The 23180-nt window shown below is 40.7% G+C and carries 17 protein-coding genes; 7 read left to right on the top strand and 10 right to left on the bottom strand.

Features of this window, described 5'->3' with window-relative positions; translation table 11 throughout:
- Positions 1–411 precede the first annotated feature (411 nt).
- Entirely contained in the window at positions 412–1386 is a 975-nt protein-coding gene (rlmF, locus tag FTV50_RS15695; protein WP_180025014.1) for a 23S rRNA (adenine(1618)-N(6))-methyltransferase RlmF, read from the bottom strand.
- 348 nt (positions 1387–1734) lie between these two features.
- Positions 1735–2223, bottom strand: a complete 489-nt coding sequence (locus tag FTV50_RS15690) for an immunity 26/phosphotriesterase HocA family protein (protein ID WP_180025013.1) — start codon at positions 2221–2223, stop codon at positions 1735–1737.
- Between the two features lie 426 nt (positions 2224–2649).
- Here FTV50_RS15690 and FTV50_RS15685 point away from each other — a divergent pair, with 426 nt between their 5' ends.
- A complete protein-coding gene (locus FTV50_RS15685; protein ID WP_180025012.1) occupies positions 2650–3738 on the top strand; it encodes an aldehyde reductase in 1089 nt (362 codons plus the stop codon).
- 65 nt (positions 3739–3803) lie between these two features.
- On the opposite strand, the gene FTV50_RS15680 is transcribed toward FTV50_RS15685, so the two are convergent.
- The gene (locus tag FTV50_RS15680) at positions 3804–6002 is read right to left on the bottom strand and encodes a TonB-dependent siderophore receptor (RefSeq protein ID WP_180025011.1); all 2199 of its coding nucleotides are present in this window, start codon (positions 6000–6002) and stop codon (positions 3804–3806) included.
- Positions 6003–6429: 427 nt separating this feature from the next.
- Positions 6430–7482 carry an outer membrane protein Omp38 gene (omp38, locus tag FTV50_RS15675; protein ID WP_180025010.1) on the bottom strand — a complete coding sequence of 351 codons (1053 nt, stop codon included), beginning with the start codon at positions 7480–7482 and terminating at the stop codon, positions 6430–6432.
- Positions 7483–7860: 378 nt separating this feature from the next.
- Here omp38 and FTV50_RS15670 point away from each other — a divergent pair, with 378 nt between their 5' ends.
- The 3 genes from FTV50_RS15670 to FTV50_RS15660 all read left to right on the top strand — a co-directional run bounded on the left by FTV50_RS15670 (position 7861) and on the right by FTV50_RS15660 (position 10327).
- A complete protein-coding gene (locus FTV50_RS15670; RefSeq protein ID WP_180025009.1) occupies positions 7861–8382 on the top strand; it encodes a GspH/FimT family pseudopilin in 522 nt (173 codons plus the stop codon).
- 113 nt (positions 8383–8495) lie between these two features.
- Positions 8496–9671, top strand: a complete 1176-nt coding sequence (locus FTV50_RS15665; protein ID WP_180025008.1) for an acetyl-CoA C-acyltransferase — start codon at positions 8496–8498, stop codon at positions 9669–9671.
- Between the two features lie 206 nt (positions 9672–9877).
- Positions 9878–10327 carry a VOC family protein gene (locus FTV50_RS15660; protein ID WP_180025007.1) on the top strand — a complete coding sequence of 150 codons (450 nt, stop codon included), beginning with the start codon at positions 9878–9880 and terminating at the stop codon, positions 10325–10327.
- A gap of 71 nt (positions 10328–10398) precedes the next feature.
- Here the strand turns inward: FTV50_RS15660 and FTV50_RS15655 are convergent, their stop codons facing one another.
- The 5 genes from FTV50_RS15655 to FTV50_RS15635 form a co-directional block, all read right to left on the bottom strand.
- Complete coding sequence (locus tag FTV50_RS15655) at positions 10399–10884, bottom strand: DUF934 domain-containing protein (RefSeq protein WP_180025006.1); 486 nt, start codon at positions 10882–10884, stop codon at positions 10399–10401.
- Positions 10877–12520: a nitrite/sulfite reductase gene (locus FTV50_RS15650; protein WP_078194255.1), complete on the bottom strand. Its 1644-nt coding sequence runs from the start codon at positions 12518–12520 to the stop codon at positions 10877–10879. The genes FTV50_RS15655 and FTV50_RS15650 overlap by 8 nt, the downstream gene beginning before the upstream one ends.
- 265 nt (positions 12521–12785) lie before the next feature.
- Positions 12786–15191 carry a glucose/quinate/shikimate family membrane-bound PQQ-dependent dehydrogenase gene (locus tag FTV50_RS15645; protein ID WP_180025005.1) on the bottom strand — a complete coding sequence of 802 codons (2406 nt, stop codon included), beginning with the start codon at positions 15189–15191 and terminating at the stop codon, positions 12786–12788.
- Positions 15192–15361: 170 nt separating this feature from the next.
- On the bottom strand, positions 15362–16600 hold the full coding sequence (locus FTV50_RS15640) for a carbohydrate porin (protein ID WP_257223941.1): 1239 nt from the start codon (positions 16598–16600) through the stop codon (positions 15362–15364).
- A 216-nt stretch (positions 16601–16816) separates the two neighbouring features.
- Positions 16817–17938, bottom strand: coding sequence for a CaiB/BaiF CoA-transferase family protein (locus FTV50_RS15635; protein ID WP_180025003.1), 1122 nt, complete (start codon positions 17936–17938; stop codon positions 16817–16819).
- Between the two features lie 210 nt (positions 17939–18148).
- On the opposite strand from FTV50_RS15635, the gene FTV50_RS15630 reads away from it, so the two are divergent.
- A complete protein-coding gene (locus FTV50_RS15630) occupies positions 18149–19159 on the top strand; it encodes an AraC family transcriptional regulator (RefSeq protein ID WP_180005120.1) in 1011 nt (336 codons plus the stop codon).
- 50 nt (positions 19160–19209) lie between these two features.
- On the opposite strand, the gene FTV50_RS15625 is transcribed toward FTV50_RS15630, so the two are convergent.
- A complete protein-coding gene (locus FTV50_RS15625) occupies positions 19210–19617 on the bottom strand; it encodes a hypothetical protein (protein ID WP_257223940.1) in 408 nt (135 codons plus the stop codon).
- Between the two features lie 68 nt (positions 19618–19685).
- On the opposite strand from FTV50_RS15625, the gene FTV50_RS15620 reads away from it, so the two are divergent.
- Together FTV50_RS15620 and FTV50_RS15615 are read left to right on the top strand one after the other, a co-directional pair.
- Positions 19686–20891 (top strand): acetyl-CoA C-acetyltransferase, encoded by a 1206-nt coding sequence (locus tag FTV50_RS15620; RefSeq protein WP_180025002.1) that lies wholly within the window; start codon positions 19686–19688, stop codon positions 20889–20891.
- 11 nt (positions 20892–20902) lie between these two features.
- Positions 20903–23035, top strand: a complete 2133-nt coding sequence (locus FTV50_RS15615; RefSeq protein WP_180025001.1) for a 3-hydroxyacyl-CoA dehydrogenase NAD-binding domain-containing protein — start codon at positions 20903–20905, stop codon at positions 23033–23035.
- The last annotated feature ends 145 nt before the right edge of the window (positions 23036–23180 follow it).

Here is a 23180-nt window from a genome sequence, read left to right as displayed (position 1 = left end):
GTTCAAATGGCTATTCTACGTTTGATTGGTTTTGGAAAAAAAGAAGAATTTAAGAAAGTGCTAGCAATTTTAAGAAAGAAAAAGCCTGATAGGACAAGGATCCTATGAAATTTGTCGTGTACAGAGATGATTTATATAAAATTTAAATGATAAACATACGCATTTGCAGTTCAATTCCGCGCATTTTTCACATATAAAAGAAGCCCTTGCAGAATATTCAATGCATTTAGAACACGAAATAATCAAAAATCGCTGGATGCTGTTTTTTGTAACAATTAACAATGCGTCTTGTTTAGCAAAAATATCTCCAGATTGATTCAACACACTGAGCTTATCGCTATGGGAAACTTTATATTGATGCCCTATGCATTGCTGTCAAAGACAAGGCGAAAATCTCCAACGAAGACAGACTTAAGCTGAAGTCCAACGTGCATTCTTCCACGCTTGCTGTTGCCTTAAATCTAGAAAAGTCCAAGCGACAAAACGGCTTTCTTTTTGTCCCTGCGTCATTTTAATGGTTTTCACATCCACTGCACCGCTCTTCGCTAAGGCCTTTAAAAGCACTGGCAATGTTGTTTTCTTGGAAACCAGCGTACTAAACCAAAGACATTGTTCAGCAAACTGGATGCTCTCTTGTACCATTTGGCAGACAAATCGCTCTTCGCCGCCATCACACCAGAGTTCGTTCTTTTGACCGCCAAAGTTTAATACCACCTTGCTCCGATCAACTGGCTTGCCCAGTTTTCTTAATTTTTGCGTTGCTGTCGCGTTGGCTTCATCTTGCGAGGCATGAAATGGTGGATTACACATGGTCAAATCAAAACGATCTGAAGGTTTAATCACACCATTAAAAATATTGCTCGCTTTTTTTTGCAATCGAATCTCAATGCCTTTACGCAGATTCGGATTTGCCTCCACAATAAATTGAGCACTTTTAACCGATGCAGCATGTATGTCTGAGCCTACAAATTTCCAGCCATAGCTGCGATGACCAATAATCGGATAAATACAGTTCGCACCAACCCCAATATCTAAGACTTGAACGGTGTGTCCTGTTGGAATCTGCCCTTTGTTGTTGGCACTTAACAAGTCCGCCAAATAGTGAATATAATCAGCCCTGCCCGGAATAGGCGGGCAAAGAAAATCTTTGGGAATATCCCAATATTGAATGCCATAAAAATGCTTAAGCAATGCTTTATTGAGCATTTTCACAGCGTGTGGATCAGAAAAATCTACCGATAAATCATTATATTTATTTGGGCTGACAAAAGGTGCAAGTTCCGGACAACTCTTAATGAGTTGAGGAAAATCGTAACGACTGCGATGCAGATTTCGTGCATGTAATTCCGATTTTTGCTGCGGAAAAGATTTCTTTACTTGCGCCATGTGTATGCCAATATTTAACGGGAGAACAGAATCATCTGATAAGGCAGGATCTATACCTGCAAATTAGTCAATATTGTACGTGAATTTGACCGTAATGACGCCCCAATCCTTTTATTTATCTATCTGCAAAATTAATAACGACTAGGATATTTATGCTTATTTTAGCTAGACATTTTTGTTTGCTATATCATTAAACAAAACCTTGGAACATTGATTAAATAATAGTCGCGGAACATGAAGAATCAAAAAAAATTCCACTCGGTGATGTCTGGGTTTTTCGCACCAGCATAAAGCAACGATTTATATCAAATAAAAATAGGATTTCGTATAGCGTGTATTATGTTAATTTTAAGATGCAGAGGGTTTAGGGCGTAATTGTTTAACCCACTCATTCGGAACACCATTAAAATGATCTCTTAAACGATCTTCTACATGTTCAGGATCCCATACAGCAGCACGTTCCAAATCTTTTACTTCTTCATATGTTGCTGGAATATCGATACCTTCAGTTCCATCTTCATAATAAATAGAAATTGAATGATCAAACATATCTTGCTTAAAGAAGTAAACCTTCTGTTTTAAATCGTCATTTAATTCTACATTCCCAATAATATGCCATTTCTCGGATTTAAATGCGTAATTCATGACAGGTACTTTAAACAAAATCGAATGTGATGTTATGAAATTAACATTCAATTCTAAATTTTTCGTCTGTAAATTGTAGAACCCTGCCAATGGAGATTTTAAAACTATGCCATAGGCATAGCTTAGATTCCCCAAATTAATTGCAATCACATCACCTTCTTTAATTCTCTTACGTTTTGTTCTTTGTTCCATAATTTCTGATCTACTTACCAAAATCTCAAATACATTCCTGCAAATAATAAGGTTCTGTCACATTAAGAAACTAGCTTAATTTACTATTGAGCTTTACAGAAGCTAATAGAAATAAACTATTTAACATAATGGCTGTTATACGAAATGAAGAAGCCTATAACTCTTATCTAGGCTTTAAATTAAAGCTCACAAGTTAGATATGACTCTTTGTCCATTTTTCTGTGAGATTTTGCATCCATACTCATAAGAATATACATCTATCCAACATTCATCCCATATTCGCGTTTTTGAAATCAATAAAAAATCACTTTTGTAGCGTTCACATGAGTTTTCTGCTGAATTTAGAGCAAAATAAACTCAACAATAAAAACCTATTTTTTCAAATTAATCAAAGACAAAACTAAATATTCTCAATATGATAAAAAAATGCGTCAATTAAAGTTGAAGAATATGAATAGCAAGACAACAAGACAGATACTCGTCACAGGCGCGACAGGCTATATTGCCAGTTGGGTCATTAAAAACTTACTTGAATTAGGTCATACAGTGCATGCCACAGTTCGAGATCTGAATAAAACATCAGGATTTGCACATCTCGAAAAAATTGCAGCTAAAACAACTGGCGCTTTAAAACTGTTTCAAGCCAATTTATTGGATGAGGGTGCATTTGATTCAGCCATGCAAGGTTGTGACATTGTGGTCCATATGGCATCCCCTTTTGTTGTGACCAACTATAAAGACGCAATTAAAGACATTATTGAGCCTGCGGTTATAGGCACTGAAAATGTACTCAATAGTGTAAATAAAACTGAATCCGTTAAGCGAGTGGTGGTAACGTCAAGTATTGCATCAACTTATGGTGATGCAATTGATATTTTGCAAACCAAACATAATCAGTTTGATGAATCGCATTGGAACACTTCTAGCTCTGAGACGCATCAGCCTTATCCATATTCAAAAGTGATGGCTGAGCGCAAAGCGTGGGAAATGCAAAAAGCACAAAACCGTTGGGATCTGGTCTGTATTAATCCAGCACTGGTCATGGGGCCATCTTTAACAGCGTCAACACAGTCAGGAAGCGTTGAAGTTCTACAACAGTTTGCCAATGGTATGACTTTGGCCGGTGTTCCACCAATGTGGAATGGAATTGTCGATGTCCGTGATGTCGCCGAAGCGCACGTACAAGCAGCATTAAACCCTAAAGCATCAGGTCGTTATATCATTAGCGGTGGTACTTTAAGTTTATTAGAAATGGGGGAAATATTACGCTCGCATTTTGGTAATAAATTTCCTTTTCCACGCAATACCTTACCGAAGTTTGCCTTTAAAGCATTTGGCCCTCTTGCAGGTTTCCCACGAAAGTTTGTTGAACTGAATATGGGTTACCCGATTTACTTTAATGCTGAAAAAAGTAAAAAAGAATTGGGCATTGAGTACCGAGATATTCAACAAAGTGTGGTTGAACATTTCCAACAATTACTCGATGACGGTGTGGTTAAGCAATATATTCCGTAAATCATTCATTTGCAAAAAAGCCACCTTGAATAGGTGGCTTTTTATATTAAAAAAACTAATCTAACTTAGAAATCAAAAGTCACGCCGACTTTATAGGTACGTGGACCACCCACTAAGGCATAACCTGAGTTGAATGTACCTTCCCAATATTTCTCATCAGTCACGTTATCAACATTGGCTAAGAATGTAGTATTTACACCACCCAAATTGGTTTTATAACGCGCACCTAAATCTAAGATTGTATAGTCTGGTAGTTTAAGACTATTAGTTTCATTTAAATATTGTTCACTCACATAATTTGCACGCGCATTCACATTTAAACCATCTACATAAGGTACCGCATAATCTAAGCCAAGCGTTGCGGTAAAGTCAGGAATACCATATACCGTATTGCCTTGATTAGTTACACCATTTTTCACCGCTGCTTTGGTATATTCAGCATCGATATAAGCCAAACTCCCCATCAGATTTAGACCTGTATAAATCTCTCCTGAAAATGCCCACTCCACACCACGCGAACGTGTTTCAGCATCATCTGTAGTAATTTGATTGATTTTACTATTGGGTTGACCATCAGAATATGAAGATACCATGGTCGATGGTTTTTCAATTTGATAAAGGGCAAATGTATTCAACCAAGAACCTGCTTGATATTTTGCACCCAATTCATATTGCTTAGTTTGAAATGGCGCGAAAGTAACATTATTGTTAGCATCTGCAACGTTATTCACCGTTACCCCTTCAGAGAGTCCCTCTACATAGTTTGCATAAATAGAAAGATTCTCTCCAAAAGGTTTAACCACAACACCTAAGCTAGGCGAAATTTTATCATCTTGATAGCCAGTCTTTCTTTGTAAATTCTTGGTATCGATATCCTGATAGCGTGCACCGACAATCAGCTGCAATTTATCATCTAACAGGGAAAGCTGATCAGTAAGAGTATAACTAATATATTTATTATCCAATAATGAAGCCATAAGTGGCTTACCTTCAGGCATCATTTCATTAGAGCTAGGATCATAAATATTAGTCGGATACTCTACTGGTGTTGCACCTTGCCCGCTATGCTGGCTCGTTTTGCGTTCCAAATAGTCTGCGCGTAAACCCAAAGTATGTTTTATTGCAGCGGTACTGAAATTACTAACTACTCCAAAATTCGCAGTTGTGTTCTTCTCATTCATACCTACACGGTAATATTGAGAAGTTGCATCGCCAGTATTACTATCATTTACAATAAAGCGTGTACCAAAGATATGACCACGATATTTTTTCTCGACTTGACCAACACCAGCATTAAATTGCAACGTATCATTAAATTTATATTCTCCTGATAACCCCGCAAATTGTGTATTGGTGTGACCTTCTAAATTAGAGAAATAATTAGTATCCCCCTCAGGAGCGTCCATTAATCGTAAAGGCTTAGTGCATTTTTTGGGATTAGTAATTCCTTCACATGAAATGAAGCCTACCATCGCAGGTGAACCACCATTACGATCATCACGTACCGCATAGGCATCAAAATTAAGTTTTAACTTATCCGTTGTATAGTCTGCAGCAATTGCACCTGATGCATGTTTATCTTCCATGCCTTCAATAATGTGCTCACCTTGACCATAAGCACCATTCACACGTAGACCAAATTCTTTTTCAGCACCAAAACGTCGCGAAACGTCAAAACCTGATTGGTAAAAACCACCTTCTTCCATTGAAGCTGAAACTTGAGTTTTTTCTTTATCTGCACGCTTAGTTTTAGCGATGACCACACCACCGACCCCGCCAGCAGGCGACATACCTGCAACCAAGGCATTCGGGCCTTTTAAAACCGTTACCGAATCTAGAAATTCAGTCGGTACGCGTCCATAAGGCGCCATACCGTACATACCATTGAGTGCAATGTCATCGTGATTGATGTCAAAGCCACGAATATTAAAGTTTTCGTTTAAATGACCTTGGTTGGTTGTAATACGGATACTCGCATCATTTTTTAATACTTCACCAACAGTCGTAGCCTGCTGTTCTTCAATTAACTTTTCACTATATGCAGCAACGCTAAATGGCGTATCAACAATTTTTTTATTTCCCAAAGCACCAAGTTCTGTCTGCGCTTTCAACTTACCATTTGCAAGTTGCTTTTCTGCAGGTACCTCAATTTCAATTGTTTCAAGCACGGTTCGCTCTGCTGCATTTACTACTGCAGATGTGCCCACCCCTAAGATCGCGATTGAAATCGCACGGACTAAATGAGTTTTTGGAAAATTGATCATTGTTGAACGCTTAATTTATTTGAATAAGAATCATTATTATATTTAGAATAATTCTTAACTGCATCATGAATCCCGATAATTATATCTTTTTAATGAAAAATATAAATATTCATTTTTTATAAATTGTAGATAATACAAATGTAAATAATTGTTTTTTATTGCTTTTATAAAAAAATAAATACAATCTGTGTATGTTCAATTTAAAGCTCTTAGGCAAATAAATGATTAATTAATATACAAATAGTTTGAATTTTTACATGCTTAATTGCCACATGAATAGATAAATCCTTTTACATCCAAAAATTATTCAAAAGTTAATAACGCATTTTAGTTAGTGCCTGTTAGCCAAATTTAAGTCCCTTTTTTAAATTTAAAAAAAAAAGCGACTCAAAAGAGCCGCTTTTTTCTAACCGAAGTTAAACTCAAATTATTGAGCTTGACCAGGTTGAGCCACTACAGTACGGCTACCAGAAATCGTAGCGAATACGCGACGGTTCATAGCACGGCCTTCTTTAGTGTTGTTGTCAGCGATCGGTTGATCCCACGCGAAACCTTGAGTAGATAAACGAGCTGGGTCAACGTTGTATTCGTTAACAAGTGAAGATTTAACAGAGTTAGCACGAGCTAGTGATAAACGTTCGTTTAGAGCACGTGGACCAGTGTTATCTGTGTGACCTTCGATGTTAGCTGTAGCATTAGGGTATTCGCCTAATTTTTCAGCTACTTTAGCAATTTCAGGTTTGTATTGATCTTTGATGTTAGATTTGTTTGTATCAAAGAACACACGAAGTTCCATGTTAAGATCTTCAGTCAACTCTTGAGGAGCTGGAGCAACTGGAGCAACTGGAGTTACAGGAGCAACTTCAACTACAGGAGCAGCAGGTTTCAAGTGACCGCCAAGAACTACGTTAAGACCAGCTAAAGCTGTGTAGTTCCAGAAATCTTCATCGATGTTGTAAGTAGCACGAGCTTCAGTACGTAGAGATAAAGCATCGTTTAAGCGCCAGAAAGCACCTAGACCAGCATTACCCAAAGTACCTTCTTCAGTAGTACCACGATCTACACCAGCAACACCACGAGCACGAGCTTCGTCAAATTTGTATTTGTAGTGACCTGCACCTAACAACACATATGGCTTAACTTTGCTATCATAGTTTTTAGTGATCAAATCAGAGGTAGCATAGAAGTTACCGTTAATTTGGGTTTGTTTGTATTCGCCGTGATCAACGTCTACATCGCCTTTAACTTGGTTGTATTCAGCTTCGAAACCTAACCATGGAGTTAATTCAACACCAAGTGCTGCACCAACAAACAAGTCGTCTTGTAGCTCTGGACCTTCAGTAAGGTTGCCACGGCTGTTGTTGTGTTCAGAATCTTGGAAAGTGTAACCAAGCATTAATGGAGTAACAGTTACGCCTGCGTTTGCAGCTGCTAAAGGAGCAGCTACGAGCATTGCTAATGCAATACGACTCATTTTCATGGATTTATCCTCCAGAGATAACAATTGTTGTTCAAGCTCAAGCCGAAAAATTGGCTATCCTGAGATAGGCTTTCTTATACCCCAGTTTTTTTTTTAAGCTATTCACGCTGAATCATACAAACACTTTTTTCTTTTTCCAAGTGCTTGATTAATCTAATCAAGTAAATTATTGACAAAATTACTTACAATTTCCGTTGTAATTCGGTAAATTTTTACTCAATTTTGAGCAGTGAATCGCCTATTGTCACTTGCTATTTTCATTTTAACAGCTTTATCTAAAATTGAGTAATAAAATTCTATACTCAAAATTAATATCGCCATTAAAAACACATATAACATTAGACATATAAAAATAATATTAAATTTTGGATTAAATCAATGCTTTACAATAAAGAAACCGGCTTTACGTTATTTGAACTTTTGGTCTCAATTGCGATTATGGTCATTATCGTGACGATAGCTTTACCACATTTCAACAATTTAATGGCGCAGCGAGAAGCGAATAACATCAAATTGACTATTCAGAATCACAATGCATTCGCACGGGCTCAGGCCACTATTTATCATTCCAATATTGTGATTTGTCCTAGTCTTAACTTTAAACTTTGCCAACCTAACAACTGGAACAGTGGTCTGATCATATTTATTGACAGTAATAAAAACCGTCAAGTCGACGCAAATGAAAAAATATTGCTGCAAGATAAACTCAATTTAAAATATGGCGATCTGTCTTGGCGTGGGACTCTACACATTCCAAGTCTCACCTTTCAGGCTAGCTCCGGTTTACCCAATGGTTCAAATGGTAGTTTCTACTACTGTTCGAAATCAACGCTTCAACCGATCCGAGCAGTCTTAAGTCGAATGGGACATATCCGATTTGAAAACCCAACCAGTTGCTAATTTGAGAACCGGTGAGTCCAAAGCAGCCTTTTAAATTTGCTTTATTCCTGTTCAATTTTACTTATACTGCTGACGTATTCAAAAATTAATGTATAAGAAAATGGAGATATGTAATGACTGATATCGTCATCGTGAATGGAGCCCGTACTGCAATGGGTGGTTTTCAAGGGAGTTTAGCCGCTGTCACTGCACCAGAATTAGGCGCAGTTACGATTAAAGCAGCCATCGAACGCGCGGGTTTACAACCGATAGATGTTGAAGAAGTCATTATGGGTTGTGTGCTTCCGGCTGGCCTGAAACAAGGTCCTGCCCGTCAAGCGATGCGTCAGGCTGGTCTTCCAGATTCAACTGGTGCCGTAACCATCAATAAGCTGTGTGGTTCAGGTATGAAAGCTGTTATGCAAGCGGCGGATATGATCAAGGCAGGATCAGCTCAAGTCGTAGTTGCAGGTGGTATGGAATCAATGACCAATGCCCCTTATGTTTTGACCAAAGCACGAGCTGGCTACCGTATGGGCCACGGTGACGTTAAAGATCATATGTTCTTAGATGGCCTAGAAGATGCAGAAACGGGCCGACTCATGGGGTCTTTTGCGCAGGATATGGCAAACACAAAAGGCTATACACGTGAACAAATGGATGACTTCGCCATTCGCTCGCTTAAACGTGCTCAAACTGCAATTACTGAGGGTTATTTTGCTGACGAAATCGTGCCTGTCACTGTTTCGAGTCGTAAAGGCGATGTGATTATCGATAAAGATGAACAGCCTTTTAACGCTAATATCGAAAAAATTCCAACACTGCGCCCTGCTTTTGCTAAAGATGGAACCATTACCGCTGCCAATGCTAGTTCTATTTCTGATGGTGCATCTGCTTTAGTTTTAACATCAGCAGATCTAGCTTCAGCAAAGGGCTTAAATCCACTAGCGAAAATTGTGGCTTATGCATCAAATTCACAGCATCCTTCAGAATTTACTATTGCACCTGTAGGCGCAATTCAGAAAGTTCTAGATAAATCGGGTTGGAATGTTGCTGATGTCGATTTATGGGAAATTAATGAAGCTTTTGCCATGGTCACGATGTGCCCTATTGATGAATTTAAATTAGATGCTGAAAAAGTAAATATCAACGGGGGTGCTTGTGCGCTTGGACATCCTGTTGGTTCTACAGGTTCACGCATTATCTTAACGCTGATCCATGCATTAAAACGTACAGGTGGTAAGCGTGGTATTGCAGCGCTGTGTATTGGTGGTGGTGAAGCAACTGCTGTGGCGATTGAATTGCTTTAATGCTCTGTAGACTCCCTTCACAAAGGGCTATTTAGAGGGAATATTCTTTAATCCTCCCCTAACCCCTCCTTTAATAAAGGAGGGAGACTGAAAACCCCTCTGTAAGAGGGATTTTTTATGCTTACATTTTATACATAAATTGTTCACATACAGCTCAGCCAAGGCTCTTAAAATAAATGTCGACATAATAAAAATGGATGACCACCATGCAGCTCAATCACTACTTGAATTTTCTAGGCAATACCGAAGCAGCCTTTAATTTTTATCGTTCCGTATTTGGTGGAGAATTCATCAATGTGATGCATTATGGCGATATGCCTGCCGAGGAAGGCATTTCACTATCCGATGCAGATCAGCAAAAGATTATGCATATTTCCCTACCGATCAATGAATTTACCGTGCTGATGGCCTCAGATGTCAGCGAACAATTTTGTGCTCAAACCAACCAACCCTTTACCGTAGGCAGCAATCATTATATTTCGATTAATTTAGACAGTAGTGAACAAGCTGAAGCCAAACGACTGTTTGATGCATTGTCCAAAGGTGGCTCTATAGAAACGCCTATCGAAAAGACCTTTTGGGGTGCACTCTATGGCGCATTTACCGATCAGTTCGGTATTAAATGGATGGTCAATTGCCAGCTTGAAAACGAATAATCACTCATTAAAAGTATTTCGATCAATAAAAAAAGCCTCCGAACGGAGGCTTTTTTAATCAATCATGGCACTTAAGCACCAGTTTGATAATGCGCTTGCGGCACTGCAGTTGAAGCTTGATATGGATTGGTAAAATCACCTAAGCCTGAAGCAGCTTCAGCAATATCTTTACCTTCTTTCACTACAAAAGTATCGAAACCTGAACGCTTCATGTAGTTCAACACATCTTTGAATACATCACCTGTTGCACGTAGCTCGCCTTGAAAACCTTGGCGACGTAACAACGCAGCAAATGAATAGCCACGACCATCGTTAAAACCAGCAAACTCGATAAAGATTGCATCTAATTGATCAAGCGGGAATTCATTGGTTTCAGGTGAAGCATCCACCGTTACGAAAAGTGCTTTTTTACCACTTACATTCGCAAGTTGATCTAACTGCTCAACTGTTAAAACCACGTCACCTTGGGGCAACACACCATCTTCACCAATGACTTGGTAAGTATTGTCTGCAATCGAGCCATCTTTAGAGAGGACTTGTAGTGCTGTATTAAGCATATGCACGCTCCTTAAATGGTTGGATGCCAACACGGCGGTAAGTATCAATAAACTCTTCGCCTTCTGCACGAAGGTCTAGATAAGTATTTAAGATTTCTTCAATGATGTCTGGTACAACTTCGGCTGCAAATGATGGGCCTAAGATGTCACCAATTGATGCATCATGGTCGGCATTACCACCCAAAGTGATTTGATAGAACTCAGCACCCTTTTTATCTACACCTAAAATACCAATATTACCGACATGGTGGTGACCACACGCATTCATACAACCAGAGATGTTCAGATCCAATTTACCTAAATTGTAAATGGTATCTAAGTCATCAAAACGACGTGTAATGGCTTCAGAAATTGGAATCGATTTCGCATTTGCCAATGAACAGAAATCACCACCTGGGCAGCAAATGATGTCGGTTAAGAACCCAATATGCGCACGTGCAAGATTATGTTGATCAAGGATTTTCCATAGATCAAACAAATCTTTTTGCGGTACATCAACAAGCGCAATGTTTTGCTCATGTGTGGTACGGAACTCACCAAAGGTATATTTGTCAGCCAAGTCAGCAATCAGGTTCATTTCTTCAACAGTCATATCGCCCGGTGCAATACCCGCACGTTTCAAAGAAATCGTAACGATGCGGTAACCTTTGACTTTATGTGCATTGGTGTTGATGTTGAACCATTGTTTAAATTTCGGCTCTGCGGCAAATTGCTCTGCGAAATCTTCATCCGCATAATCTTGGTAATCAAATGGTGTGAAGTTCTCATCCATTTTCGCCAAGGTATCAGCATCGATTTTTAACGTTTTGATGGTATGTGCAAATTCAGCTTCCACTTTCTCTGCAAATACTTCTGGTGTTAATGCTTTCACCAAAATTTTGATACGCGCTTTATATTTGTTATCACGACGACCGTGTAAGTTGTATACACGAAGTACCGCTTCTAAATAAGCAATCAAATCTTCACGTGGCAAGAAGTCACGAATAAAGCTACCAATCACTGGGGTACGGCCTAAACCACCACCAACTTTGATTTTATAGCCAATCTCGCCTGCTTCATTTTTCACGATATACACACCGATATCATGGAAAGACGTTGCCGCACGATCAGTTTCTTCCAGTGCTGAAACTGCAATCTTGAACTTACGTGGCAAGAAAGCGAATTCTGGGTGGAAAGTTGACCATTGACGAATCAATTCACACGTTGGGCGTGGGTCAGCAATTTCACCCGCAACCACACCTGCATATTGGTCAGTGGTTGTGTTACGAATACAGTTACCCGAAGTTTGAATCGCATGCATTTGAACAGATGCGAGCTCTTGTAACATATCAGGCACATTTTCTAGTGCAGGCCAGTTAAACTGAATGTTTTGACGAGTAGATACGTGCGCATAACCACGGTCATAGTCCTGAGCCAATGACGCAATTTTACGTAATTGTTTAGAATTCATCAGGCCATAAGGTACTGCAATACGTAGCATCGGTGCATAACGTTGTACATAAAGGCCGTTTTGAAGACGCAGTGGACGGTATTCATCTTCCGTCAATTTACCTGCTAAATAACGTTCCGTTTGATCACGGAACTGTGCAACACGTTCATTAACCAGTTGCTGGTCAAAATCAGTATATAAATACATGGCGTACAGCTAGTAATTTCTATTATAACAATGCACAGCATAACGAGATTTTATCTATCAAGAAAATGCGTTTTTTACATATTTAATAGCGATTTTATTGATAAGACTGTCGCAATTTCACTGATATAGCGGATTTCGGTCCTTTACTTTTTATTTATTAATATATTGAATTATTTCTCCATTACTTAGCATAAATTTACATAAAGAATTTAAGCCAATAAAAAGCCCGATAAATCGGGCTTTTTATTTAGCGACGTAAAATCACTTATTTTTTATCTGGTAACGCATACGCAACAAGGTAATCACCAAGTTTTGTACCAAATGAACCATGACCACCAGCCATGATCACAACATATTGTTTACCATTTGCTTCATAAGTCATTGGAGTCGCTTGACCACCTGCGGGTAGACGACCTTCCCACAAAGTATCACCATTCGTTACATTGATTGCACGGATATAGTTATCTTGTGTTGCGCCTACAAACATGACATTACCAGCAGTCGAGATTGATCCACCAAGACCCGGTACACCAATTTTCACAGCAGGTAATTGGAACAATTTCGGTAAACTGTCACGAATTGTACCAATACGTTTTTTCCAGACCACTTCATGTGTATTTAAATCTACACCCGCAGTAAAGCCCCATGAAGGTTGTTTACAAGGTAAGCCAAGTGGTGACAAGAATGCTTTGATTTCCACCCCATAAGGTACGCCATACATCGGTTGCACGCCTTGTTCAGTACCCGCACCTTTCGCAGTTTGCTCACGGTTTGGATCTGTAGGAATCAACTTAGTCACAAATGGCAAGCCAATTGGGTTCATCACAGCAACTTGACGGTCTTGGTTCACCGACATACCACCCCATTCAAATACCCCAAGGTTACCTGGGAATACCAATGTGCCATTTTCAGAAGGTGGTGTATAAATACCGTCGTAGTTTAATGATTTGAAATACACACGACACATCAACTGGTCAAACATAGTGGCACCCCACATTTGTTTATCAGTCAATTTATCTTTTGGTGCTAAATCAAAATCAGAGAATGGTTGAGTTGCAGAATAATGCTCACCTTTAGTTTGTGGACCACGTTTTACAGTTTGTGGAACCGCTTTTTCAGTGATTGGCACAATCGCTTTACCGGTACGACGGTCAAGGACGAATGCATTACCTGTTTTGGTTAAGACATAGATCGCAGGAACAGTATTACCTGATTTATCTTTGATATCTGCCAATGAAGGTTGTGATGGTACATCCATATCCCACAAATCATGATGTGTGGTTTGGAAATTCCAAATTAATTTACCTGTTGATGCATTTAATGCCAACATTGAGTTTGCATAGCGTTCATCTAATGGCGTACGGTGACCACCAAAAATGTCTGGTGTGCCTACACCTGTTGGCACATAAACGATGTCAAGTTTTTCGTCATATGCTAAAGGTGCCCATGCATTCGGTGAGGCTACAGAGTATTTTTGACCTTCACCTGGCATGGCATTTGGATCTTGCGCCCCTGTATCAAAGATCCACAATAATTCACCAGTATTAACATCATAACCACGGATGACACCAGATGGCTCTTTAGTCGAGAAGTTATCGGTAGTTGAACCGCCAATCACAATGGTTGTGCCAGTAACCACTGGAGGTGAAGTTGGGATATAACCGCCCGGATACGGATAAGGCATATCTTTTTGTAGATCGACTTCGCCGTTATGACCAAAATCACTACATGCTTTACCTGTGTCAGCATTGACTGCAACCAAACGACCATCATTTACAGGCAAGATCACTTTGCGCGGACATTCAGTTGAAGTCGAGCGTTTGTTCTCTAAGCTTTTTGCAAACTGAGTGGTATTTGCTGCGTCAAAATAAGACACACCACGACATGTTAAATGTTGATAGGTATTGTCCGCTTTAAGTTTTGGATCGAATGCCCATTTTTGTTTACCTGTCGCAGGATCAAGTGCAATTAAACGTTGGTGAGTTGTACACATAAACATGTCATTGCCGACTTTAATCGGAGTGACTTGGTTTGTGGTTTCACCTGAGTCATTTTCTGTTGGTAACTCACCTGTACGGAAAGTCCATGCTACTTCTAAATCTTTAACGTTGTCGCTATTGATTTGGGTGAGTGGAGAATAACGTACACCACCTTGTGTACGACCATAGGCAGGCCAATCTTCAGGAGCAATACCCTCAATCGCTTTGGCTGTTTGAGGTTGTGCATTTTTAATTTCACCGTGAATTTCTTGCGGATCATTAAAAATTGAATAGATCATCACGATAATCGCGATCACCAGTGTGCCTGATAATGTAATTTTCGCAGTTTTGCCATTTTCCATACCGCGTGTCACGGCAGGAATCAGTAACCAAAGGCCCAATAAGCCTAAAATATCAAAACGCGGTGCAAGTGCCCAAAAGTCAGAACCTGCCTCCCAAAGTCCCCAAATCACTGTACCCAGCATCAACGCTGCATAAATGTATAAAGAACTGTTTTGAATTTTTCTTAAGTATATTGCTGAAGCCAGCATTAACAGGCCGGCGATAATGTAGTACCAAGAACCGCCAAGGACTGCCAGCCAGATACCACCAATCAATAGAACTAAGGCGAAAATTGCCATCACAACGACGGTAAATGTTCGCATCCCATTTCCAGTAGATGGGTTGCTCATGTTGACCACCTCTATTGTCGAATGTTGTATTTGGTGCGTGAAACACATTCAACACACCACCGTTTTTATGTCGCAAAGAGAAGTTGTTACAAAAACAATTCAAGGGAAAATATCGTAATTTTTCTCAGAATTACCGAATTGCTTTTATAAGAACTCTAATTTGACATCAATTAAAATGCTGTTTGAAATTTGATACCGCCGACCCACGCATTCTCACCATTTTTGTAAGCACCGACGTGACGGATATATTGAATATTTGGACGAATAGTCAGCCAGTTTGCTGCATGAATACCGTAGTAAATTTCTGCGTCATACTCTTCACTTTGTAGACCGCGTGCATCAACGCTGTTATTGGCAATATTGGCATCATTCACATCATCATTGATACTGATACGACCCAAACCAATCGCAATTTCATCCTGAGGACGTGCATCGAATGCACCTTTGTAGACCAAGCCAATGTTTTGCATATCACTCACATTATTGGTGTCTGAGTCATGCACGGTGACATTCACAAAACCACTTAAGCCACGTGAAGCATCGTCTTTGTGTGCTGTCAGTTGTTGTTTCGCCACAATCCAACCACCTTGATGGTGATCTTTTTCATTTATTGGGCTATCAATGACATCGGCATCAGCGGTACTGTAGTAGTAACCTGCACGGTATTCACCCGGAAGCTTTTGTGTCCCCACTTTTGGAGTCCACACTACTTCAGCAGGAATAATCGCACCTTTTGAACCATCGGTACTCAAGTTCCAACCTTTACCACGTTTTAGATTTTCAGGGTTGTATTCATAAACCCCGACTTGTGCGTAGAGTTCAGGCTGAATGTTATATTTCACGCGAGCAGCCCATTGGCTAACTGGCCAGTTGTACCATTGGTCACCAACCCAGTTACCCACTTGTGAACCACAAAGTGCTAGGTTTTGAAAGTCACAGTCAAAGCTATTGAAATCTTCACCTTCACCGAAGCGACCGACTTTAATATCTAATTTTTGGTCTAAGAGTTTTTTCTTGATCCAAAAATCAGTCAAACGCCAAGTTTGACCACGCCCCCAAACTTCTTGTGTTGCACTTAAATGACCATTTAATGCATCTGAAGTTTGAGACAATGAACGACCATTACGTTCAGTGATATTGATTTGCGCTTCGGTATCTTTCCAACCCGCTATTTTTTCTAAATCGAGATGTGCCCCGATCGTGAATTGGTCCGCATATTCAGTGCCATGACTTGAAGCATGCTTTGCATCTAACAAAGTAGCTAATTCGCCACCATAACTAAAACTAAAATCGTAACCTTTCTGTTGAAGCGCTATTCGTTGACCGTCCCAATCACCGAACATCCATGGGCTTTCAGAACTGAAAGCATCTGCAGCAGTTGCCGCTTGGGTTGCTGAACCCGCAAGCATTATTCCGAGGCTAAGATATAAAGATCCAAGTTTACTCACAGCTATTTTCATTTGGAGACCTATATACCAATTGTGTTAATAGTTCATATAATACTCTCACATTTGTATAATTTATTTATTTTTTTGTTAACAACTCTCAATATTCACATAGATGTTTATCTAATTAAGAGATTTTAAAGGTTTTATTGTTTAACTTATCACCTTTTTTTATACCATTCATAACCAATTATCCGCACCTAAAGTTTTACCCACATGGGTATAAATCAATGCTGATCTAGAAAATTTAATCGGACATGCCAGTTGAGTTTGTGTCATTGTGTCGCCTTCTTGTAGCGGAACTTCAACACACCAATGCCGCTCTTGGGCCAATTGTGAATTTAGAGCTTCGTCCAAACTTAAAACTGGTTCCACACAGACATCTTGAGAGGCAAAAATCTTTTTCCACTCAGCCCATGTTTTGGTTAGTATTTTTCGGGCAACTGCATGCTTAATTTCAGTCTGATCCTGTGGATCAAATGACATGCCTTGCGTCGCTAAAGCGGGTACATCTAGAATTTGCGCCAATCCATGTAAAAACTGTGGCTCCAAACCACCTATAGACAGATAACGACCATCTTGGGTTCGATAATAATCATAGAAACTGCCGCCATTCAGATGTGCAGTTTCTGCGGCTGTTACAGCATTGGCAGCCAATACGCCAGCTGCAGCCATATTGTTCAATGCAACAGCGCAATCGGTCATGGAAATATCAATATATTGCCCTAAGCCGCTACGATAACGCTCAATCACCGCAGCTAAGATGCCAGTAATTGCATGCATTGATCCACCTGCTACATCGGCAATTTGAATCCCCATCGGTGGCGGGCCACTATCTTGGCGTCCGCTATGACCTGAAATGCCTGATAAAGCCAAGTAATTGATGTCATGCCCTGCACGGTCTTTGTAATGTCCGGTTTGACCATAACCCGTAATCGAGCAGTAAATAAGTCGCGGATTAATTTCGGCCAAATCTGCATAATCCAAACCCAAGCGTTGCATAACACCTGGACGAAATTGTTCTACCACAATATCAAAATCTGAAATTTTGGCTTTGATCAATTCAATACTTTTCGGATCTTTTAAATCTAATGCGATGGATTGTTTATTGCGATTTAAATAACTATGCGCTGTGGCTTGCCCATTGGCATAAGGTGGCATCAAACGAACCAGATCGGGACGCGTCGGTGACTCAATATGCACAACTTCCGCACCCATGTCAGCCAAATACAAGGTCGCAAATGGCCCTGGGAGTAATGTCGAAAAGTCGAGTACTTTCAATCCTTTTAAAGCAGCTTCCATGGATATTTTTCTCTAATTGTGTAGATTTTTTATCCATGGTAGAAATATAAAATGATTAAAACAATGTCATGTTCAGCCATTTACCTTGATAGTTTCGGCAATTTACCATGTAAAAATGGCAAAACCGCTGTTGTAAATTGCCATGATTTCTTTTTTTAGCGTCATTTAGGTCAAACATTTGTGAACATTAAAGAGACTGAAGGATTAAACATGAGTCGTGATACGATCAGTATCCATTTCGTCAATGCAGCCTTAACTGGTGTGAGACGTCTCGGCATGGATGTCGAAACTTTATTGTCTCATGTTGGCATTGAGGCTGAACTTCTACGCCAACCCAAAGCGCGTATTTCACCTGAACAATACACACGTTTTATTAAAATGTTGTGGATGGTGACTCAAGACGAACATGTCGGTTTTGATATTCAACCGCGCCGCTTGGGTACTTTTGCCATTATGTGCCAATTGATTATTCATGCAAAAACCCTCGGTGATGCACTCGAATTGTCTTCGCAGTTCTACAAACTGTTTGGTGATGAATGGTCGGTGACACTAGAACGTGATAAGCACGAAGCACGTTTAGTTCCTCAAATTCCAAAATCTATGGACCCAGACCATTTCATTACAGAAAGTATGCTGATGATTTGGCATGGTCTCGCTTCTTGGTTGATTGAACGTCGTCTGCCTTTAGAGCGTGTTCACTTCGGTTATGAACGTCCTGAACATGCTGACGAATATGATGCCTTGTTTTTTGCACCTGTCATGCAGTTTGATACACCACGAACTGAAATTACATTTGCAGCGGATTATTTAGATTTACCCATTCGTCAAAACGAAGAAACGCTTGAAGAATTCTTAAAAGCGGCTCCTGCACAGTTATTGGTTAAATTTAAAAATACCAATTCATTAACATCTCGTATCCGTGATGTGCTGAAGAGTCAAATTGGCGAAGAAATGCCAACCTTGAACGATGTTGCTTCAATGCTGTATCTATCGCCGCAAACACTACGTCGTCGTTTAGCCGCTGAAGGTAAGAGCTACCAAGGTGTGAAAGATGCCTTACGTCGTGATGCTGCAATTCACTTATTGCTTAATCCAGACTTAACGCTTGAAGATGTTGCACAGCAAGTCGGTTTTAGTGAAACCAGTACTTTCCACCGTGCCTTTAAAAAGTGGACCGGTGTAACACCAGGCCTATATCGCCAATTACATGGTTATCATTAAGCAATATTCAAAAATACCATTCTCTAAAACCTGATCTCGATCAGGTTTTTTTATTTCGGAAAATCTGCACGTTGTTTTTGACAAAGCAATGGATCGACGGGCGTGATCACGCGTTTGCCATCCTGTATCCGATACATTTCTGCCTTGGTCACATGATCATTTCGATCATACTCACAGGCTAAACCGCCCATCCCCTCATCTGAGGGATGAATGCCATAGATCATATAAACATAAAAACCGATCATGCATACAAAACCTAAGCAGCCTACTAGTACTAGCCAAGCCAGACCTTTCAACACTCGCTTCACATTTTTATGCATAAGCAGATCTTCAATTTGAACTAAATCGATAGCAACTGATCTTAACCGATCCTCGCTTTCAATATGCAGGTTGATTTTTATCTTATTCAGCAGCAAGCGTTGACCAAAAATATCAAACGACTCACCCGTTCTCATCATTGCACTGGGTTGATTAATCCGTACACTCAAAAAACCAATAAAAATTTATAGATCATAAGGACAGGATTATGAGCGAGGCTTACATCATTGATGCCATTCGCACACCGCGCGGCAAAGGAAAAAAAGACGGTTCACTACATGCCGTTAAACCGATTAGCCTACTGACCGGTTTATTGAACGAATTACAAAACCGACATCAATTTGACACCGCTGCAGTTGACGACATTGTACTGGGCTGTGTAACCCCCATTGGTGACCAAGGCGCAGACATTGCCAAAACCGCAGCCATTGCAGCAGGTTGGGACAATGATGTGGCAGGCGTTCAAATCAACCGTTTTTGTGCATCAGGTTTAGAAGCTGTGAATATGGCAGCGCAAAAGGTCCGCTCTGGTTGGGAAGACCTTGTGGTGGCTGGCGGTGTAGAGTCGATGTCTCGTGTGCCAATGGGCTCAGATGGCGGCCCTTGGGCGCTCGACCCTGAAACCAATATGGCCTGTGATTTTATTCCGCAAGGCATTGGGGCAGATTTAATTGCCACCATTGACGGTTACAGCCGAGCAGATGTGGATGCCTTTGCAGCCAACTCTCAGCAAAAAGCCGCAGCAGCCCAAGCCAAGGGTTATTTTGACAAATCTGTCGTTCCTGTTAAAGACAAAGCAGGCGTGACAGTTTTAGCCAAAGATGAATTTATTAAACCAACGACCACAGCAGAAGGCTTAGGCAAGCTCAACCCAAGTTTTGCCATGATGGGGCAAATGGGCTTTGATGCCATTGCCTTGCAAAAATATCCTGAAGTCGGCGCAGTCAACCATGTACACCATGCAGGGAACTCATCGGGCATCGTTGATGGTGCTGCCGTAGTATTGCTTGCCTCTGAAAAAGCGATCAAAGAACAAGGCCTAAAACCGCGTGCCAAAGTGCTTGCCACTGCATTGGTGGGTGCAGACCCAACCATTATGCTGACTGGCCCTGCACCTGCTGCACGTAAAGCCTTAGCTAAAGCTGGCTTAACCATTGATGATATTGACCTATTTGAAGTGAACGAAGCTTTTGCAGCAGTCGTGATGCGTTTTATTACCGAACTCAAGGTTGACCCTACCAAAGTCAATGTGAATGGCGGTGCAATTGCATTAGGACATCCGCTGGGTGCAACAGGCGCCATGATTTTAGGCACCCTGATGGATGAACTGGAACGCCAAGGTAAAAAACGCGGCTTAGCAACACTTTGCGTGGGTGGCGGTATGGGCATCGCAACGATTATTGAGTTGGTATAAGGAGAATAAAAATGAGCGCAATTCAATTTGAAAAAAATGCCGACAATATCGTCATTTTAACTTTAGATTCTCCAAACCAATCTGCCAACACCATGAATGCAGATTTCCGTGCTGCACTGGCTGAAACGGTAGACAAACTGCAAGCAGATGAAAATATTGCAGGGATTATTTTCCGTTCCGCAAAAAAAACCTTCTTTGCCGGCGGCGACTTAGACGAACTGATTCAAGCTACACCTGAGCATGCAACTGAATTCTTTAATATGATTGAAGAGATGAAAGCCAAACTGCGTTATATCGAAACCCGTGGCATTCCTGTTGTTGCAGCTTTAAATGGCACGGCGCTTGGCGGTGGTTGGGAGTTAGCTCTTGGCTGTCATTATCGAATCGCCCTTAATGATGCTAAAGCGAAATTTGGCTTACCTGAAGTAACCTTAGGTTTACTGCCGGGTGGTGGCGGTATTGTTCGTATGGTCCGTTTATTGGGTCTGCAAAATGCATTTCCGCTCTTGATGGAAGGCAAACAAATTGGTGTCGAAAAAGCCAAATCATTGGGGCTGATTCAAGACACTGCAGATAGCCTTGAAGAATTGATGGACAAAGCCATTGCGTGGGTCAAAGCCAATCCAAAATCACAGCAGCCCTATGATGTAAAAGGCTATAAAATTCCGGGCGGCACACCATCGACTCCAGCGGTGGCGCAAATGCTCGCCATTGCCCCTGCTATGCTGCGTGACAAAACCAAGGGCTGTTACCCTGCGCCTGAAGCCATTATGTCAGCTGCGGTTGAAGGCGCTCAGGTCGATGTTGATACGGCGCTCACGATTGAATCACGTTACTTTACTTACCTTGCAACCGGTCAAATTTCTAAAAATATGATCGGCACCTTCTGGCATGGTCTCAACGCTATTAAGTCTGGTACAAGTCGTCCAAAAGACGTCGCGAAATGGCAAGCCACCAAAGTTGGTATTTTAGGCGCAGGCATGATGGGTGCAGGCATCGCTTATGCCACAGCATCAAAAGGCATTGCAGTTGTACTTAAAGATATCTCTGTAGAAGCTGCTGAAAAAGGCAAAGCCTATAGCCAAAAACTGCTGGATAAAAAAGTAACTCAAGGCCGTTTAAGTGCAGAAAAACGTGATCAAGTTTTAGGACTGATTCATGCCACTGCAGATGCTGCCGACTTACAAGGCTGCGACTTGATCATTGAAGCGGTATTTGAAAATGTCGAAATCAAAGCCAAAGTGACACAAGAAGCAGAAGCCTATTTGGCAGATGGCGGTATTTTTGCATCCAATACCTCAACTTTGCCAATTTCAGGCTTAGCCAATGCATCTCAAGATCAAGCTAAATTTATCGGTCTACATTTCTTTAGTCCTGTCGACAAAATGCAATTGGTCGAAATCATTAAAGGCAAAAATACATCAGCAGACACTTTGGCTAAAGCCTTTGACTTTGTGCAGCAAATTGGCAAAACGCCAATTGTGGTGAATGACAGCCGCGGCTTCTTTACCAGCCGTGTCTTTGGCACCTTTGTGCAAGAAGGTTTACGTCTATTGGCTGAAGGCGTACACCCTGCCCGCATTGAAATGGCTGCACTAAAAGCCGGCATGCCTGTAGGCCCATTGGCGATTCAAGATGAAGTGTCTTTAACGTTGTCTGAGCATGTTGCTGCTGAGACCCGTAAAGCCCTACAAACCGAAGGCAAAGACCTACCACGTTCAGGTGCGGATGAGGTGATTCAGACAATGATTCATGAGTTCGGACGTAAAGGTAAAGCTGCCGGCGCAGGTTTTTATGAATATCCTGAAGGCGGTAAAAAGCACCTCTGGGATGGCTTGAGCAAATGGCAGAATGATAATGCTATTTCTGAACAGGAAATGATTGACCGCTTCCTGTTTGTACAGTCACTCGATACCTTACGCTGCCTAGAAGAAGGTGTTTTGGAATCGACTGTTGATGGCAATGTCGGATCAATCTTCGGGATTGGTTTTGCCCCTTGGACAGGTGGTGCACTTCAATTTTTAAACCAATATGGTTTGGAAAAAGCGCTATTACGTGCCAATACACTAGAAGCAAAATATGGCGAACGCTTCAAAGCACCGAAATTACTGAAAGACAAAGTGGCGAAAGCTGAGCAGATTTAATTATTCATTTTGAACAGCAAAAGGAGCTTCGGCTCCTTTTAATTTTCCTTCGCATTCGCGTGTTTGCAAACAAATCTAGATTTTACGCTAACTCTCATCTGTTTTATGTTATAAAGTAACAAGTTTTTTGATTTCTTTTTATCCG

Source organism: Acinetobacter sp. YH1901134 (assembly GCF_013416965.1).
GTDB classification, from domain to species: domain Bacteria; phylum Pseudomonadota; class Gammaproteobacteria; order Pseudomonadales; family Moraxellaceae; genus Acinetobacter; species Acinetobacter amyesii.
Note: the sequence above shows the minus strand (reverse complement) of the source record. Positions and strands in the feature narration are given on the sequence as shown.

What these genes read in the sequence shown, in the direction of transcription:
- FTV50_RS15655 (WP_180025006.1), bottom strand. Translation starts at nt 10,884, where the DNA reads ATGCTTAATACAGCACTACAAGTCCTCTCTAAAGATGGCTCGATTGCA.
- FTV50_RS15645 (WP_180025005.1), bottom strand. Translation starts at nt 15,191, where the DNA reads ATGAGCAACCCATCTACTGGAAATGGGATGCGAACATTTACCGTCGTT.
- FTV50_RS15640 (WP_257223941.1), bottom strand. Translation starts at nt 16,600, where the DNA reads ATGCTTGCGGGTTCAGCAACCCAAGCGGCAACTGCTGCAGATGCTTTC.
- FTV50_RS15685 (WP_180025012.1), top strand. Translation starts at nt 2,650, where the DNA reads ATGCGTCAATTAAAGTTGAAGAATATGAATAGCAAGACAACAAGACAG.
- FTV50_RS15630 (WP_180005120.1), top strand. Translation starts at nt 18,149, where the DNA reads ATGAGTCGTGATACGATCAGTATCCATTTCGTCAATGCAGCCTTAACT.
- omp38 (WP_180025010.1), bottom strand. Translation starts at nt 7,482, where the DNA reads ATGAAAATGAGTCGTATTGCATTAGCAATGCTCGTAGCTGCTCCTTTA.
- FTV50_RS15650 (WP_078194255.1), bottom strand. Translation starts at nt 12,520, where the DNA reads ATGTATTTATATACTGATTTTGACCAGCAACTGGTTAATGAACGTGTT.
- FTV50_RS15690 (WP_180025013.1), bottom strand. Translation starts at nt 2,223, where the DNA reads ATGGAACAAAGAACAAAACGTAAGAGAATTAAAGAAGGTGATGTGATT.
- FTV50_RS15635 (WP_180025003.1), bottom strand. Translation starts at nt 17,938, where the DNA reads ATGGAAGCTGCTTTAAAAGGATTGAAAGTACTCGACTTTTCGACATTA.
- FTV50_RS15680 (WP_180025011.1), bottom strand. Translation starts at nt 6,002, where the DNA reads ATGATCAATTTTCCAAAAACTCATTTAGTCCGTGCGATTTCAATCGCG.
- FTV50_RS15660 (WP_180025007.1), top strand. Translation starts at nt 9,878, where the DNA reads ATGCAGCTCAATCACTACTTGAATTTTCTAGGCAATACCGAAGCAGCC.
- FTV50_RS15665 (WP_180025008.1), top strand. Translation starts at nt 8,496, where the DNA reads ATGACTGATATCGTCATCGTGAATGGAGCCCGTACTGCAATGGGTGGT.
- rlmF (WP_180025014.1), bottom strand. Translation starts at nt 1,386, where the DNA reads ATGGCGCAAGTAAAGAAATCTTTTCCGCAGCAAAAATCGGAATTACAT.
- FTV50_RS15670 (WP_180025009.1), top strand. Translation starts at nt 7,861, where the DNA reads ATGCTTTACAATAAAGAAACCGGCTTTACGTTATTTGAACTTTTGGTC.
- FTV50_RS15615 (WP_180025001.1), top strand. Translation starts at nt 20,903, where the DNA reads ATGAGCGCAATTCAATTTGAAAAAAATGCCGACAATATCGTCATTTTA.
- FTV50_RS15620 (WP_180025002.1), top strand. Translation starts at nt 19,686, where the DNA reads ATGAGCGAGGCTTACATCATTGATGCCATTCGCACACCGCGCGGCAAA.
- FTV50_RS15625 (WP_257223940.1), bottom strand. Translation starts at nt 19,617, where the DNA reads ATGATGAGAACGGGTGAGTCGTTTGATATTTTTGGTCAACGCTTGCTG.